We start from the raw sequence: 17,614 nt of genomic DNA, 5'->3' as shown, positions 1-17,614 counted from the left end.
ATGCAATGAGTAACGACTGAGTCACTTTTATGACGCAGCACATTGTTGCTATAATGCATTCGCACAATTTTATCCTATAGATGAAAACCTTTATTTCACAGTCATGAATTCGCTGTCCGACAGTCCCATTGCATTTGTTTAGAGAGTAAGAATGATCTGATGCAAGAACCACTAATCTTGATTCCCGGTCTGGGAAGTACCCACATAACATGGCAGCATCAGATTCAACATTTAGGGGACCTGTTTGATGTCCAGTCAATAGTATGTGATCAACCGCTTCGACGAGCGGAATTAGTAGAAGTATTGCTCAGTCAGGCTCCAGAACGATTTTGTCTGGCCGGGCATTCGTTTGGGGGCTGGTTGGCTCAAGCAGTGGCTGCTGCCGCTCCGGAAAGAGTCACGAAATTAATGCTTCTCAATACGTATTCTCAAAACAACGCGGAACATCGGATCCTGCTCGACCAGTTTCTGGAGAATATCAGAAATGGCTTACTGATCGATACTTTGGATGCAAACCTGAAAACCATCATCCATCCCGATCGAATGCAAGATCAGGAGTTCGTCGAGCCACTCCTGAAAATGCTCAAGGGATTTTCTTCCGCCGGATACGAAAGTCAGGTCCAGGCCATGATCAATGATTATGCGACAGAAGACCTCTTACCTGATATTACCTGCCCAACTCTCGTCGTGCATGCACGCGAAGATCTGACATTCCCGATCAAAGAACTGCAGTTTATTGCAGACCACATTTTATCAGCTAAGTTTACCATCATCGAAGACAGCGGCCACATGTCACCCATGGAACGCCCCCAGGCCATCACAGCCCTCATGCGACTATGGTTTGCGGGATAGTTTTTCAGTGTCTACTAATGAAAAAAAAGACAGCCAACAGGAAATAACGAGTCCGAATTCTCGTTTACGTGCTCTTTGATCAACCAGGGCCAAAGAGAAACCAGGCTAGTCAAACTTGAATGAGATCGGTATCAGATCGCCGTATGGTGTTTCTATATCTGCCAGTATAACCCTGTCGCCTGTCTGGACTACACTTGCAGCATCTCTGATCTGAACCTGCCCCAATATGTCCGGACCATCTTTGTCGATGCTTAAGTATTTTATCATGCTGATTGATTGCTTGCCGATGTTATGGCTGACGGTGAATTCAATGCCGTCGCTTACTGTTCCGTCTTCCATTTTTATTTGGTCGGATGCTTCCAACGTGACACGATGTTGCACGGATTGCGTGACACGTTTTTGCACGGCTTTTGAAGAGGACTGACCTCCCCTTTTTTTTCTACCATAAACTCCCTGACTTTTCTCACCAATAAAGAGTGACACACCATTTTTGATCGTGTCATGAGACTCGAGTTCGATTTTCTTGTCTGTTGCGGATAGTACTTTGAATTGATTCTCTCCATCGGCTGATAGGTCCACGTCTGATATTCCACACCCACTCAGGTAGGAGATGAGTAACAGACAGGAAGAAAGGCACAGAAAACTCGCTTGTTTGTGAAACATTTCATATTTTCTTTGTAGATGCAGTGCGAACTCAAATCTTTAACACATAGATTGAGACTAACACAGCGATTAACGGCTTCCTAGTGGATTCTGTAAATTGGATCTCGTTCCTTTTTGAGATCACCACTTGGGAAGTGCTTCTCTACCTGTCACATTTGAGAGTAATCGGAAATCGGTTGCATGCTTTTTGTCTCTTCAATGAGAGCACTGGCACCGCTTAGTCGAATTCCTTCAAGGGCATCTCGTAGCTATCCGAAATCCGTTTTTTACAGTTTTTCTCAGAAACTCCGAGAGAAACCTTGCAGTGCTGCCCCAGTGATTATACGATACCATTATTGAGACTGAGTTTCAGTATCAATCAGCCAGCGAGCAAAAATGGGGCTTTCTCCCTATGTAGCCAGCCAGTCAGATGATTTTGTCATTGATTGGCGATCGATTCCGTTCGATCAATATTCTGGAACTACAAACAGGAGAAGGTATGAAACTTTACCCTAGGTCTAAACGTGCGTTTACTCTCATTGAATTGCTCGTGGTCATTGCTATGATCGCAATTCTGCTCGCTTTACTGCTTCCCGCCGTACAACAGGCTCGTGAAGCGGCCCGCCGAACACAGTGTAAAAATCATCTGAAGCAAATCGGCTTGGCTATTCACAATTACCATGGCGTCTATACTTCATTTCCAAACGCAAATGCGAATAGCGAGTTGAGTGGTGGTAGTCTTTTCACTTCCATCTTGCCGCTGATCGACCAGGCAAATTCCTATCACCTCTATGACTTCAACTTAACAAATTCGGATCCCCATAACGTAGAGGTGACATCACAGGTAATTCCATTCTACCTCTGCCCTAGTTCGCCGATGCGAAGAGCCGTTCCCAGTTGCTCATCTGATAGCGGTCGCGCACCAGGAAACTATGCCGTCTGTATTGGATCGAAAGACTATAACCAATATTGGTCTTTTACCCCGGGAGCAACACAACCTGCACTCAACGGAGCCATTGTTTTTACTGGCAGCACAGCAGGCAAAACAAAGTTTCGTGATTTCACTGATGGTACCAGCAACACACTGATGGTTGGTGAGACGGCTTACAATCTACCTGATTACAAATTCAGAAGTGGCGATTGTGCAGGACAATCTCGGTACTCATTCACTTATTGGTCAGTTCCTTTTCCAGGTTCAACAGCCTGCACGACAGAGCATGCATTCAACCCGAAAGATGTCGCCGACGATTCAATTTATGACAGTAACTGGACTCGCTCTTTCCGCAGCGATCATACCGGTGGCGTACAGTTTACGTTAGCCGATGGATCCGTTCGTTTTATCTCAGAAAACATCGACTCAACACTACTGGATGCACTCGCAACCCGAAATGGCGGGGAGGTGATCAGTGATTTTTGATCGACTGACATACGCTTTGTGCCTTTGTCTGGCTTCCGCAGGATTCATTGGTTGCAGTTCATCTGAAGAACAATTCCCCCGTGCAGCCGTTCGGGGAATTGTTCTACTCGATGCAGAACCACTCGCAGAGGGTGTGATCAAGTTTATCCCGCATGGTGAGAACAAAGGTCCGAAATCCTCTGCTACGATCAGGAATGGCATGTTCAAAGTTGATGAAGAGCATGGTCCCATTGTGGGTTCGAGTCGAATTGAAATTGTGTCTACTGACGATGGTGGTTTCGCCCCTGATGACGAAGCAGCACTGAAAAAATTGAAAGCATCTCGCCGGAAAGTCGTGAAAGTCATCAAAGTGCCCGCTATTTATAACAGTCGCAGCACGATGACCAAAACGATCTCTCAAGAGGCCGAAAACGACTTTACATTTAATCTCGTCTCAAAACGGAAACGATAACGCGTTCACATTAAAAACGACGTAAGAAAAGTACTGGAATTTGTGAATCATTCGCTCAGACAAAGTGTTTTTTAATTCAATCATTAACCTTAAAATAAGAGTCCCTACATGAAACTTTTTCACTGGATAACGACCCTGACCTGCCTGTTGGCTGTTTTTGTGACCACTCAAGCACACGCACATTTTCTCTGGCTCTTGCCACAAGTGGAAGGCAAGAACAACGCAGCCAAAGTGCAGCTCTATTTTGGTGAAGCCGCCGAACCCGATGATCCGGATCTCCTGAAACGGCTCACAAGCATCAAAGTCTGGGGAAAAAACACCAAAGGAAAACTGCAGACCTATTCCCTGACGCCAGGCGACGATTCACTCTTCATTACCCCCAATCCCAAAGGAACCGGAAAATCAGCCTACGGATTGAATCACACCTACGGCGTCATCTCTCGCGGTGACAGCCAGTTTCTGCTCAAGTACTACGCCAAAGCATTTCCTCAAAAAAGTCAGGGTGTCTGGAACAAAATTGATTTCCTAGAACAGTTACCGCTTGAAATCGTACCGGTATTAAAAGGCAAAGAAGTTACTCTGCAGGTAAACTGGAACGGCAAACCACTGGCAGATGCCGAACTCAAAGTCATCGGGCCCAAAACCACTAGTGATACGCTCACAGCCACAACCAATGCAAAAGGGCAATTCCAAACCAAATTGTCAGACGGCATCTATTCCATTAGAGTAAAACACACGGAAAAGAAATCAGGCGAACATCAAGCAGACAAATACGACAGCATCAGACACTATTCCACATTGGTATTGCCCTTCGTCTCGCTCACTCAAAAAAAGAAGACATCGGCGACAACTTCGGCGCCTGCAATCAAGGATAAATTCCCGCAGCTTCCCGACGCTATTTCCAGCTTCGGTGCAGCCGTCAGCGGTAATTATCTTTATGTTTACAGCGGCCACATCGGACGCGCTCACCAGCACAGCGCAGAAAACCTGTCACAGAAATTCCAGCGTCTGAATCTTAAACAACCCAAAGCCTGGGAAGCACTGCCGTTGAAAACTCCCCTGCAAGGTCTCGCGATGGCACCCCATGGCGACAGCGTTTATCGTGTAGGCGGGCTCTCGGTTACGAACAAGAAAAAAGAAGACTCACTCATGGAATCTATTTCCACAGTCGAACGCTACTCTCCTGAAAAGAAAGCCTGGGAAGCAGTCGAATCGATGCCCACAGGCCGCTCGTCGCACGATTCTGTCTTCATAGGAGATAAGCTCTTTGTCGTCGGCGGATGGACCATGCGAAAAGGCGACGAATCCCTCTGGCAGGACGAAATGCTCGTCCTCGATATCACTCAAGAGAACCCGGAATGGAAAGCAATCAAACAACCCTTCCAGCGACGTGCGCTTTCCGCAGCCGCTCACAAAGGAAAAATTTATGCCATGGGGGGAATCGATGTCGACGGCGATATCAGCCATGAAGTCAACATCTACGATACCGTAACGGGAAAATGGATCACAGGCCCAGAGTTACCCGGTAACACTATGAACGGCTTCGGAACCAGTGCCTGGAGTTTTGACGGAAATCTCTATGTCAACGGCATGGATGGTGGCGTCTACCAACTCGATCAAAAGAACAATAGTTGGAAAAAAGCAGGCTCGCTTGCCACTCCCCGCTTCTTTCATCGCCTGCTCCCCGATGGCAACGGCGGCTTGATCGCCATCGGTGGTGCATCACGTAAAGGACATCTCAAATCAATCGAGGAAGTCAAATTGAACTAAAGTAACATTCCACTTGAAGAGGCAAGAGTTCTACTATGGAGGTGCCACATAAGAGGAGCTCTTGTCTCTCTTTTTGAGATCAAATAGAAATTAGCTACAATCATGAAATGAAATCGCTCCCTGACCTCAGATTCATCCAGGTGGCTCACCCACCAACTAGGCCTCAACATCTACGGCACCGAACTCAACTGTATCGGCAAATGAACTGACCGATGCGGAGAGTAAACGAGGGCTGCAGTTTAACGAAATAGCCTCCTTGATCTGTTTCAATAGAGAACAGAGTTCAAGTGATGAGATATGAAACCTGCTTTCATTTCTCATGCGATTCAAGAGGAACAAAGTCATACTCACCGATCCCTTGCAGCACAAGAAAAGTTGCTGAGGTTGTTCCTGCATTAGTGACAAGGTGTGGGCGGTTTGGCCGCACCGAATATGTGTTACCTGGAGCAAGGGTCACTTCTTCTTTGGGATCCTGCAAAAATATCTTGAGAGTCCCTTCAATAACATAAAACGCGTCCTGGATATAATTATGATAATGCCAGGGTACATTTTGTGTCGGTGATATTTGTAGTTCAATGATACGAAACCCGGGCCGTTCAGCATGATACTGAGTACGCTCAACTTCATATAAATGACTCGCATCCTTCAGTAATTCAGAATCTTCACTCATGCTCAGGGCCTTTCGCTTAAAACTGTTTTAGCCTGTGTCCAAGTTTACTGTAGCGTCTCCAAGGCCATTTGCAACGAGTATCATAGAATGAAAGGCACTATGGTTAAATGGGAATCAATCGAGAATATCTGTTATATTATTAACGATATAGAGAACAGATAGGTGAGCGGTTCCTGGATGCTTTAATTTATTTCGATCCAATAAATTCAATTCATTGAATTACAACTCCATACGCTTCTGTAAACGCATCAGAGGCATAGTCATCAGATGCGTATGCGAATCCTTGATCACCCCAACCAGTCCCCCAGCTGTTACGTACTATGAACTTATTTGGCTTGTAGCCGACAAGGGCAATGGCATGCCCACCACCTCTTCCGTCGTTAGGAGGGTAAGGATCATACACATCAAGTTCACCGTCATTTGAAGTAGCACTCTGCCAGGATTGGTCAACATTGAGTCGGGTGAGAATTGGCCCGTTATCTGCCAGCCATTCACGCCAATCTTGTATATTTCGACCAAGATTAATGTAGTTGGCAATTTTAAATTGAGAGGCAATTGCATAGAACGTTCTTGCGTCACCTGGGTATAACTTCGCAGTCCCAAATGGCAGAAGAGTATCGCGAACTGCACCGAACTTACGTGAGATATCCAATGCTGCCTTGAGGCTTGTTCCCGCATTTTCAATAAAAGTTGTGGGACGAGAATTGAAAATGTCAGTTTCCTTTGAAGCCATCCATGTGAAACGCGGTGAGAGGTTTTCAGTTGTTGTAAGTCTCCCGGCATTGACTAAGTGCCATCTCAAGACGGAATCAGCAGCTGCCCATCCAACACACGAGCCAGTAGAACCTTGATCCCCTATCTCCCACCAATTTTCGCGAAGATCTTTTGAAGCAGGAATCGCAACGGCACCCGCTAATCCCGCAGCAAGCGCTGTATCGTAATTCCAGTCTTCATGGGTATCTTGAGACGGAACACAGTTCAGAATTCTTGACGAGTAATCTTCGGTTGCAACTGAGCTTCTACGACTCGATGTCTTTTTCTTACGTGCTGTAGTTTTCTTACGAGATGTTTTTCGACTGGTTGTTTTTTTCTTTGCCATTTGATGTGTCTCCAAGTCAATGGGATTAGAGAGTAGTATCCGAACTAGTTATTAAGAGGTATTCCTTTGTTTGACAGAAGCAGCTTCAGACCGACAAAATGTCTACAACACGACCATTTGTTCAAAGTGTTGACCTTCAGAAGTCAGATTAAGTTTATAAAGTAAATACTAAACAAAACATATTGAACAGCAAACATAATTACACTGATTTCTGTTTTTTAAAGAATTCATTTGCATCGGAATGACAAAATACTTTGCCATTCCTTCCTGGAACTTATTATTTCAGGGCTATCTTGAGACCGCAATTTGACATTTTGAGCGATACTGGCCAGAATAATATAAAGTGTAATTAGGTGCACTGGGATAAGGCATTGCGGAAGACCCCCAAGCTAAAGAAATGGACTGATGTCAAATACAACAATTAAATGGGATTTCTTTATTGCCCACGCCGGAGATGACCAGGAGATTACAGAGCAATTTTACGAGGGGCTTACTGCAGATTCACGCGTGTTTCTGGATTCTAAGTGCATTAAACCTGGTGATGATTGGGATCATGCTTTATCTAATGCGCAAAAAGAGTCGCTCATCACGGTGGTACTCATTTCTGTAAATACTGAGACCGCTTATTATCAACGTGAAGAAATTGCGGCGGCAATAGCCTATGCGCGAGAGAATCCGGTCGATCACAGCGTGATTCCTGTTTACCTGGATGAGGAAAGTAATCGGAGCGAAAATCTTCCCTATGGTCTCCGAACAAAACATGGTTTTACCATCTCTGAAAACTGCTCTGTTCAATCAGTGATTTCAAAACTGATTGAAGCTCTCACTCTTCTTAAGCATGAACAAACGCAAAAATCAGAAAAGGAGTTAGCTTCAAGTAAGACAACGGAACAGAACCCGTTAAAAACCTTTTCTGTTCCGTTTCGTGAGAATCCTCTTTTTACAGGTCGAGAGAAGGAACTCTTGGAGCTGTATGAACGCTTAACATCGGGAGGTAAAGCAGCCGTAACGCAAGCCATTCGTGGTTTGGGTGGCATTGGTAAAACGCAACTCGCTGTTAAGTATGCCTATCAGTACCAGGTACAATACGAGCATGTGTTCTGGGTTCAGTTGTCGAACGAATTATCGGTTGACGATGCGGAAGAAGCAGAGCCAACGCTTCCGATTACAAATGCCTATGTCGAATATTGTCAGAAATTACAAATTCCCTTTGATGATTCTCAACCACAGCTGGCCATCCACGCATTTAAGGGATGGATGGAGCAGAACTCAAACTGGTTATTAATATTTGATAATGCGGACCAACCAAAACTTCTGAAAGCGTTTTTGCCCGCACAACCTCAAGGGCACATTCTTCTCACATCCAGGGCGCATTCGTTTGACTCACTGGGAATACTGAAGCCGATTGAAGTGGAGAAAATGCCTCTCAATGAGGCAACGGAATTTCTAATCGAGCGTGTGGCCCGAGAGTTGGATGATTCAGAAAAAGAGTGCGCGGAGCAATTGGCAAAAGAGATTGATGGTTTGCCTTTGGCGCTGGAACAGGCCGGGGCGTATATTCATGAAACGTCCCTTACTTTTAAGAGATATCTGGCGAACTATCAACGTTCAAAACTGGATCTTTTAGCGAAGCAGAAACCAGTTTTGGGTGAGTATCCGGAATCGGTCCAAACCACATGGTCGCTGAATTTCGAAGCCATCAGGCAACAATCGGAAGCATCTGCTGACGTGCTTCGTTTGAGTGCGTTCCTGGCGCCCGATGTCATACCGTATGAATTGATTGCAGAAGGCACCAGTTTCTTAGGTGACTCAATTCACGATTTCATTGATGAGTTTGAGGATCCCATGTTGGCGGTTGTCGAACTGCTCCAGCCCCTCGCAGACTACTCGTTGATTAATATGACTCCCGGAGCAGAAGAATATAGCATTCATCGTCTCGTTCAGGAAGTGATGAAAGCGGAAGTGAGATCTCGGGATGAGGAACAGATCTGGACAGAGTCTGTAGTGAATTGTGTCAATGAAATTTATCCCTGGCCCGAATATGGCAACTGGTCGATTTGCCGCGATCTTTCACCACAAAGTAGGATTGCCATCGATTATGTAAAACAGTCGAAGATTGAAACGGAAAACAGTGGAAATTTATTAAGTAAACAAGGCTGTTATTTTTGTGAAATTGGTGAATACCAAGCGGCCGAACCACTCTATCTACAGGATATGGAAATTAGTCGTGCTGTCTTGGGGGAAAACCATCCAGACTTCGCGACCACTCTGAACAACCTGGCTGAACTCTATCAAAGCCAGGGGCGTTACGAGGAGGCCGAACCACTCTATCTACAGGCCATCGAAATTCGTCGTGCTGTCCTGGGGGAAGACCATTCGGACTTCGGGAGAAGCCTCGACAACCTGGCTGGTTTGTATGGAAGCCAGGGACGTTACGAAGAGGCCGAACCACTCTATCTACAGGCCATCGAAATTAGTCGTGCTGTTCTGGGGGAAAACCATCCGGACTTCGCGACCAGTCTCGACAACCTGGCTGGTTTGTATGAAAGTCAAGGGCGTTACGCAGAGGCCGAACCACTCTATCTACAGGCCATCGAAATTAGTCGTGCTGTTCTGGGGGAAAACCATCCGGACTTCGCGACCAGTCTCGACAACCTGGCTGGTTTGTATGAAAGTCAAGGGCGTTACGCAGAGGCCGAACCACTCTATCTACAGGCCATCGAAATTAGTCGTGCTGTTCTGGGGGAAAACCATCCGGATTTCGCGACCAGTCTCAACAACCTGGCTGGTCTGTATGCAAGCCAGGGGCGTTACGATGAGGCCGAACCACTCTCTCTACAGGCCATGGAAATTCGTCGTGCTGTCTTGGGAGAAAATCATCCATCATTCGCGACCAGCCTCAATAACCTGGCTCTTTTGTATGGAAACCAGGGGCGTTACGCAGAGGCGGAACCACTCTCTCTACAGGCAATGAAAATTCGTCGTGCTGTCCTGGGGGAAAACCATCCGGACTTCGCGAACAGCCTCAACAATCTGGCCCTTTTGTATAAAAGCCAGGGGCGTTACGCAGAGGCGGAACCACTCTATCTACAGGCAATGGAAATTCGTCGTGCTGTCTTGGGAGAAAACCATCCGGACTTCGCGAACAGCCTCAACAACCTGGCTGGTCTGTATGCAAGCCAGGGGCGTTACGTAGAGGCCGAACCACTCTCTCGCCAGGTCATGGAAATTCGTCGTGCTGTCCTGGGGGAAAACCATCCGGACTTCGCGACCAACCTCAACAACCTGGCTGGTCTGTATCGAAGCCAGGGGCGTTACGCAGAGGCGGAACCACTCTATCTACAGGCGATTGATATCTTTACCACGACACTTGGATTGGAGCATCCAAGTACGAAGACCGTTATGAAGAATTACAAGCTATGTAAAGAAATGCGGACCGGTGATCATGAGCAACGAGACACATCGCCTGTTTCGGACGCACAAAAATAATTGATACTTCACATAAACGGTTGTGTGGCTCTGTTGGCTGTTGATGGGATGTACTATTGATGATGCCGGATGGATGCTTGGGAAATTCCGCGTTCTTCTCACTACGATCTTGACAGAGACTTCCTCATGGATGCCACCCGATCGGATATCCCCAAGACTCTCCCGTCTGAAAACCAGCACGTCTCATCAAAAGAGATCCAATCTGATCACGTTGCAAAACACCTTAATCTTGTTCGTGCCTTTCGTGTATTTCGTGGTAGTAAAAAAACTGACAGTTTAAAGGCCATCCTACCCTTAGAAATCAGGATTCTCGAACGCCAGCTGGAATAGGGAATGACGTCCCATGTTGAGAAAATCAACACACCCTCGTTTTTCACTTTCAACCTTGAATCTGTGGAAATCTCTTTCGTACGTGGTTAGAATAAATGGAATCTCAGTCGTATCGAGCATTGCAGTGTCTCGAGTTCCATTTCATCTGACGATCCATTTGGCACGAATGAAGTATGAAATATCAAAAGACAGTCCGGTTTCTATTGACGCTGACAATACTCTCAAGCTTAATCATTTCAGTCTGTTCGCCTGGCTCTCAGAATCTCTTGGCAGATACAAAACCAGTTCCCTCTTCCAAACAGAAACCATATGGGATTGAGAAACGAGTTGAGTGGAATTCTTCCAAGGTCCGCGGTCGTCCCGAACCTCCGTTGCCATTTAAAGCCAAACGCGTCTTTCCCCATCTGACATTCAAGAATCCAACCGTCCTCACCAGTGCCCCCGGCACAGATCGCCTGTTTCTCACTGAAAATTCGGGAAAAATCTATTCGATCCCCGCCGATCCCAATTGCAAACAGGCCGACCTCTTTCTCGATGTGAAAGAACTAGTCGCACAATTAAACAAATCGTTGCCAGAAAAAGAACGAGTCGCCATGGTGGCGAACTACGGACTGACATTTCATCCGCAGTTTGCTGAAAACCGTTATTGTTATCTCTGTTATGTTGTCCGATATATCAAAAGTAATCTAAAACAGCACCCACACGGCACACGTGTTGTGCGTCTACAAGTAACAAAAGATGACCCCCCGCGTGCAATAGCAACAAGTGAACTGGAACTTCTCAGCTGGCTGCAGGGAGGTCACAATGGCGGCTGTCTCAAATTTGGTCACGATGGCAAACTGTTTATCTCAACCGGCGACGGTGCACCCGCTTATCCTCCCGATGAACACAAGGCAGGTCAGGATATCAGCAATTTGCTTTCTGCAACATTACGCATTGACGTCGATCACCCTTCAGGCAAGAAACCGTATTCGATTCCCGATGACAATCCCTTTGTCAACGAAAAAGGGGCGCGGGGCGAAATCTGGGCGTATGGATTGCGCAATCCCTGGAAGATCAGCTTCGACCGAAAAACAGGTGATTTGTGGATCGGTGATGTTGGCTGGCAACTCTGGGAGATGGTTTATCACGTGCAACGCGGAGATAACTTCGGCTGGTCCCTCGTCGAAGGTCCTCAGCAAGTGCATACCGAATGGGAGCGTGGTCCGACTCCTGTAGTGAAAGCAACAGTAGAAATACCGCATAGTGAAGGAGCTTCCGTCACCGGTGGCTTTGTCTATCGCGGCAAGAAATTTCCTGAATTGTACGGGCAATATATATTTGGTGATTATGTTACACGACGGATTTGGCACATCTCATCAGAAAGAGGAAAGCCGGGCCCGCGCAAAGAACTGGTTGAACCAACGGTACGTATTTCCGGATTTGCAGAACGACATGATGGAGAGCTTTTACTCCTCGACTACGATGCCGGCACCATCCACGAACTGGAACGAAATCAACTTGTAAACGAATCACATCCCTTCCCTCAAAAATTGAGCGAAAGCGGCCTGTTCGAATCAGTCCCCGCACATCGTCTTGCCGCGGGGGTAATCCCCTTCTCTATCAATGCCGAATTATGGGCCGACCATGCAACGGCGGAACGCTTCCTGGCACTACCCGGTGATAGCTCCATCGGCTTGCACACAAAATCGCAACGCCTTCCCGGCTCCTATTTCCGAAGCGATCTGTTTTATCCGAAAAACGCCGTCCTTACAAAAACACTTTCACTCGAATTAATCGCCGGCGATGTGAATTCAAAGAAACGGATTGAAACGCAACTCTTGCATTTTAATGGATTCGAATGGCGCGGGTATAGTTATCGCTGGAATCAGGAACAGACTGACGCAGAACTTGTCGGTGCAGCCGGTGAGACAGCGACCTTCAATGTGATTGATACAAATTATCCCGGCGGCAAACGCGATCAACAGTGGCGTTTCTCTTCACGTACGGAATGCATGCGCTGTCACAACGCCTGGGCAGGATCGACCCTCGCATTTAATATTAAGCAGATTAATCGTAATCACAACTTCGGCGGCATTACGGACAATCAAATTCGCACGCTGCGCCATATAGGTGTTCTCGAAAACAAAGAGGATCTTCCTCTTGTCAATGCGCCCATCGAATCAATCAAGCCACATCTTCCGGAAGCGCATCTTCCCCAACTGGTCGACCCCTTTGATAAATCAGCCGACATGTATTTACGCGGGCGTTCCTACTTACATGCAAACTGTGCACACTGTCACAGAGAACATGGCGGCGGAGCAGCACGTATTCACATCGACTATGATAAACCGTTGGAGAAATCGGAAGCGCTCGGCGTACGTCCCACACAGGGCACGTTCGGCATTCATAAAGCCGAAATTCTCGCGCCCGGTGATCCCTATCGATCCGTTATGTTGATGCGGATGGCAAAACGGGGGCCCGGACATATGCCACACATCGGTTCCACCAACATTGATCGACGTGGTCTCGCATTGATTCATGACTGGATTCAAAACCTGCCACAGCGCACCGCTCTGCAATCAAAGCTCAAGCGGCTGATAGAACTGGACGAAGCAACTGCCAAAAGTAAGTTGGAAATCGAGCATAATGCAAAACAGCAACTGCTGGCACGCAGTTATGCGAAACTGGAAAAGCGTGACACCGTTAACGCGGCAGATCGATCCAAAGCCGCAAAACGAATGGAGCAGGAAATAGCACTACAAAGTACGAACCGAAAATCAGAACGCGAGAAACTTATCGACGAACTAACGGCCTCAACTGAAGGCGCGCTACTGCTTGCCAGTGCGCAATCGGAAAACAAACTACCAGATGCCATCGCCAGGCTCGTCGTGGAAAGAACAACGTCATCGAAGAATATGGTGGCCCGCGACCTGTTTGAATCTTTTCTACCCGATAGTAAACGCATTAAGCGGCTCGGAAAATCAATCAATGCCAAGAGTCTGCTCGCACTAAAAGGTGATATTGAGTCTGGCAAAAACCTGTTCTTCACGGGGCAAAGTATCAGCTGTCGCAATTGTCATCAGGTTTCAGGAAAAGGAGATTCACTAGGGCCAGAGTTAACACACGTCGCGAAGAAACTCACGAAGGCACAAATCCTGGAAAATATTCTCCAGCCTTCCAAAACAATCGAGCCTAAATTCCGTACATGGATTATCGAAACCACTGCCGGCAAAGTTTTTAGCGGCCTGATGGTCAAACAAACCAAACAGGAAATCATCATTCGCGACGCCAAACGGAAAGAACATCGTTTTAAAACCAGCGAAATAGAAAACGCCATTCCACAACAAAAATCTCTCATGCCGGAACTACTACTCAGTGAAATGTCCGCCAAAGATGTAGCCGATTTACTGGCATGGCTGTCGACCTTAAAGTGATAGAACAACATCCTCCACCACTATTCGTGTTTTTCGTGGTAGAAAAAACCGAGTTGCTCTACTTAGATTCAATCCGCAACAGTCGCCATCACCTGCAAAATACCATCCTGCGTTTCCGCAAATAAAAATACGGCTGCTATGATTTCCATAGAACACCTTATAAAATAACCGGCATGGAAAAATTCTCATTAGATGTTCGAAAATATGGTGCCCGCTGTGACTGGACGGGTCCGGGGACAGGCACCGACGATTCCGCTGCGATTCAGAAAGCAATCGACGCAGCGCATGGCCAGGATGTCAAAGGTGGCGAAGTCGTCATCTCCGGCGCCTGTCGCATCGGTCGCCCGCTCAATCTGCATCGCAAATCAATTACCCTGCGTGGACTCGGGCATCAGGCCATGGGAGATCCGGCAAGTGGCGCCCTGATCTGGGAAGGCCCCGCCGGCCAACCGATGATTCATCTTCAGGATTCCGTCGGCTGTGTCATCTCGGTCCGTCTGGTCGGTAACGACGACTCGCCTCCCTCAGCGGGAATTGAAATTGCCGCCAATCAGACACCGGTTTCACCAGACAACCAGTCGATCCATATCCACGATATGGTGATGGGACCGCTCCCTTATGGACCCGCCGGTAATGCAGTCGGACGGCTGGAACGGGGTATCCTAGTCTCCGGCAATACATCCTGTGACCGGACCTGTCTGACCAATGTTGAGATCAATGCGGTCACAAAAGTCGGAATTGATATTCAGAATTACAATGCGATCTGGAATGACTTTCGCCATGTCGCCATCAACGGCTGGGGGCAGTTTACACCCGTCGCTATCAAGACGGCTGCCAACTTCAATGCATCGACGCTGAATCTGGTGTGGTGTGATTTGGGCATCGACACGGCAAGTTACCGGGCCGGGCCAGAAATCTTTGTGACCAACATCGGTTCAGAAAAGCTTGTAAAGTGGTTTGAATTCGGTCTCGATACAGTGGCAACATTCTACGGCGGTCGTCATCTGATGCGTGAAGCCGTTCAAGGAGTTCCCTTTGGTGAATACACGAGCATGGGGCTGAAAGGTGCCTTTGCCATGTATGAAGTGCATCTGTTAGGCATGCATCAATACTTCGATAACGAAGGCAAACATCGACCGACGTTGAACTTCAAAATGACGCGGCCGCGAAACTCGCTGACCTTCGTGGGCAACCGCGAACTGCGACACACAGACATCCAACCGATTTGCGGCCCCAAAGCCAGCGCGCATGTCCTGGGCTCATTCACCGGCGGCCCCGATTTAAATAACTACGACGGCACATTTCTAATCAATGATCTGGGACCCAATGATAAGGCCCTCAGACCCGGCGTAATCGAAGCCCAGGGCCGAATCGGAGCCCGCGACGCCAACGGCGATATGCGATATCTACAACCCCCCATCGGCGGCGGCAACGCAGTTTGGACCTGACCGAAATTCAATCACGCAACAAAATATGGTAAGGGTCAATCAGCAACCACGGTCATCGACCCCACTGCGTCCGTTGTGCGATGACCCAGCGACGGCTGACACTTGATCGGTAGTCCTGTTAATGGCCGATACCCCCAGTATTCCCCCACTTGAAAATCCAGCACGTCTCATCAAAAAAGATCCCCTTTGATTACGTAGCAAAACGCCTCAATCTTTTTCGTGCCTTTCGTGTTTTTCGTGGTAGAAAAAAACAAAATCAGCTCGACCCGGAACAGAGTCATTAGCTCTGGTCGCAGAGTTGCCGGAGTTCATTACTGAGCGTGTTACTCTACCGGGATAATCATTTCATAGTAGGGAATGGAACGACCCGGTATGCTGGATGGGATGGTTTTCAACAAAGGCACACCCAGTTTTTCATAGAAACCGGCAGCGTGGGGATCACTTTGAATGATCAGTCGTGTAAACCCTGAAGATGTCACCACTTCAATCGCGTGTTGAAACAGGCGCGAACCATAACCACGTTTCAGGTGATCAGGATCGACAAACAGGTGTTCGAGTTCGATCGCCTCGGAGTCGATTTCACGCAGTGAATAGTAGCCGATAATCTTGTCGTCGATAGTGCTCACATATACGATTCGGTTTAGGATCTCTTCACTCGAAAGAGTGAGCTCTTTGCGAAAAGTGGCCATCATTTGAGGTGAATAGTTCCAGACCGCCTTGGATCGAATACCTAATGAACTGATTGCCGTACTGTCTTGTGGCATAGCACGTCGAATAATGGGAATTATCTCGGGCATGATGGGGACTCAAACCGTTTCGGAATCGATAAATCTGGCCTCTCAAGTGTAAGACATCAGATCTAAACGAAAGGTTCGCCTCCTGATTTTGACTGCCCGATAAGCCCACCTGAAAATCCAGCACGTCTCATCAAAAGAGATCCAAATTGATCACGCAAATAATCCGTGTTCGTGCCGTTCGAGTTTTTCGTGGTGGTCCAAAATGTGATCAAGACGAGCCAACACAGAGTCACCCGGCGGTTGAAATTTAATCAACGTGGGTGTACTGTTGTTTTTGTGGATTGTAATCACACAAGAACAAGTTTCAGGGAGCCATTCATGGGAGCCACCGGCTGGACTTATTACTGTCCTTATAATTCTGATGCGAATGCAGAACTCCAAAAACTACGCGACGACGTATTCACCCGCCGCGACTATAGCCTGCCCGGCGATCTGATAAATCAGACCGACGATGGCACTCTGAAAGACATCGCGCCGCCAGTTGCTGACTTGAAGAAGTTATTAAAGATCAGCAAATCCCTGGATGAAGCATTGGGGGGACTCGGCTTCGACACAGAGCAAAATAAAAAGCAGAACAAGAAAACAGAAGCATTTATTAATAAAATCAACAAAGAAGGTTTTGCATCCGCAGCCAAAGGCATGTTGGGATCAAAAGCATCGCAGGCCCCGACTTCCATTGAAGAGGCACTGGAAATCTCTGAAGAGGCGGGTACCCATTCCATCCTCGACATCCATTGTATCTCTCCCACTCCAGAGCCAGGCGCCGCCACACCACTCAGCGAATCGCAATCGAAAGACCTGTTCGGCACCACAAAACCAACACTGAAAATGTGCCAGTCTGCAGACACGGAAGAAAAACTAACCGATCTATGCGACCGTTGGCAGGCAGTATTCTTCCCCGTCTATGAAGATGGAAAAGCAGTGCAGTACATGTTTGCAGGAGTCTCCGGCGACTAGAAACGAACACCGATTAAATCGAGCTTGCTGAGCATTGATAGCGGGTGCCACTGTTGGCTGGTCCAACAGTGATGAGAGTTGAAGTACAATGCCATAAAGCATCAGCTTCTTTTTAGAGCTGCATCGTATCGAATAGGCTAATTCTGCAAGTCGAACCTGTTTCACTACGACAGATCAAAAGCAAACATCGAGTGATGATTGCGAGACATCCATCAGAAGAAATAGCTAGTGGGTGTCCCGAAAGTGAGTACGCGCGGAATTTTACGCGGTAAAGCG

Annotated in this window: 12 protein-coding genes; 8 read left to right on the top strand and 4 right to left on the bottom strand. The window is 47.4% G+C overall.

The window, feature by feature from the left end:
- Positions 1-159: 159 nt before the first annotated feature.
- Positions 160-852 (top strand): alpha/beta hydrolase, encoded by a 693-nt coding sequence (locus tag Q0668_RS02515; RefSeq protein WP_298859609.1) that lies wholly within the window; start codon positions 160-162, stop codon positions 850-852.
- A gap of 105 nt (positions 853-957) precedes the next feature.
- On the opposite strand, the gene Q0668_RS02510 is transcribed toward Q0668_RS02515, so the two are convergent.
- A complete protein-coding gene (locus Q0668_RS02510) occupies positions 958-1,515 on the bottom strand; it encodes a hypothetical protein (protein ID WP_298859608.1) in 558 nt (185 codons plus the stop codon).
- A 478-nt stretch (positions 1,516-1,993) separates the two neighbouring features.
- Between Q0668_RS02510 and Q0668_RS02505 the strand changes: the two genes are divergently transcribed.
- The 3 genes from Q0668_RS02505 to Q0668_RS02495 all read left to right on the top strand — a co-directional run bounded on the left by Q0668_RS02505 (position 1,994) and on the right by Q0668_RS02495 (position 5,132).
- A complete protein-coding gene (locus tag Q0668_RS02505; protein ID WP_298859606.1) occupies positions 1,994-2,911 on the top strand; it encodes a DUF1559 domain-containing protein in 918 nt (305 codons plus the stop codon).
- The gene (locus Q0668_RS02500; protein ID WP_298859604.1) at positions 2,901-3,362 is read left to right on the top strand and encodes a hypothetical protein; all 462 of its coding nucleotides are present in this window, start codon (positions 2,901-2,903) and stop codon (positions 3,360-3,362) included. The genes Q0668_RS02505 and Q0668_RS02500 overlap by 11 nt, the downstream gene beginning before the upstream one ends.
- 108 nt (positions 3,363-3,470) lie before the next feature.
- Positions 3,471-5,132 (top strand): DUF4198 domain-containing protein, encoded by a 1,662-nt coding sequence (locus Q0668_RS02495; RefSeq protein ID WP_298859602.1) that lies wholly within the window; start codon positions 3,471-3,473, stop codon positions 5,130-5,132.
- A 310-nt stretch (positions 5,133-5,442) separates the two neighbouring features.
- Here the strand turns inward: Q0668_RS02495 and Q0668_RS02490 are convergent, their stop codons facing one another.
- Positions 5,443-5,802, bottom strand: coding sequence for a cupin domain-containing protein (locus Q0668_RS02490; RefSeq protein WP_298859600.1), 360 nt, complete (start codon positions 5,800-5,802; stop codon positions 5,443-5,445).
- Positions 5,803-6,013: 211 nt separating this feature from the next.
- Positions 6,014-6,901 carry a C1 family peptidase gene (locus Q0668_RS02485; protein WP_298859596.1) on the bottom strand — a complete coding sequence of 296 codons (888 nt, stop codon included), beginning with the start codon at positions 6,899-6,901 and terminating at the stop codon, positions 6,014-6,016.
- 405 nt (positions 6,902-7,306) lie between these two features.
- Here Q0668_RS02485 and Q0668_RS02480 point away from each other — a divergent pair, with 405 nt between their 5' ends.
- The 3 genes from Q0668_RS02480 (at position 7,307) to Q0668_RS02470 (ending at position 15,584) form a co-directional block, all read left to right on the top strand.
- Positions 7,307-10,390: a tetratricopeptide repeat protein gene (locus Q0668_RS02480; protein WP_298859595.1), complete on the top strand. Its 3,084-nt coding sequence runs from the start codon at positions 7,307-7,309 to the stop codon at positions 10,388-10,390.
- A 503-nt stretch (positions 10,391-10,893) separates the two neighbouring features.
- A complete protein-coding gene (locus tag Q0668_RS02475; protein WP_298859593.1) occupies positions 10,894-14,136 on the top strand; it encodes a PQQ-dependent sugar dehydrogenase in 3,243 nt (1,080 codons plus the stop codon).
- 173 nt (positions 14,137-14,309) lie between these two features.
- Positions 14,310-15,584 carry a hypothetical protein gene (locus Q0668_RS02470; protein WP_298859591.1) on the top strand — a complete coding sequence of 425 codons (1,275 nt, stop codon included), beginning with the start codon at positions 14,310-14,312 and terminating at the stop codon, positions 15,582-15,584.
- A 323-nt stretch (positions 15,585-15,907) separates the two neighbouring features.
- Here the strand turns inward: Q0668_RS02470 and Q0668_RS02465 are convergent, their stop codons facing one another.
- Positions 15,908-16,381 (bottom strand): GNAT family N-acetyltransferase, encoded by a 474-nt coding sequence (locus Q0668_RS02465; RefSeq protein WP_298859589.1) that lies wholly within the window; start codon positions 16,379-16,381, stop codon positions 15,908-15,910.
- Between the two features lie 318 nt (positions 16,382-16,699).
- On the opposite strand from Q0668_RS02465, the gene Q0668_RS02460 reads away from it, so the two are divergent.
- Positions 16,700-17,338: a hypothetical protein gene (locus Q0668_RS02460; protein ID WP_298859587.1), complete on the top strand. Its 639-nt coding sequence runs from the start codon at positions 16,700-16,702 to the stop codon at positions 17,336-17,338.
- Positions 17,339-17,614: the final 276 nt, after the last annotated feature.

Origin of the sequence: uncultured Gimesia sp. (genome assembly GCF_937910335.1) — a bacterium.
In the GTDB taxonomy this organism is placed as follows: domain Bacteria; phylum Planctomycetota; class Planctomycetia; order Planctomycetales; family Planctomycetaceae; genus Gimesia.
This window is presented reverse-complemented; position numbering and strand designations above follow the sequence as displayed.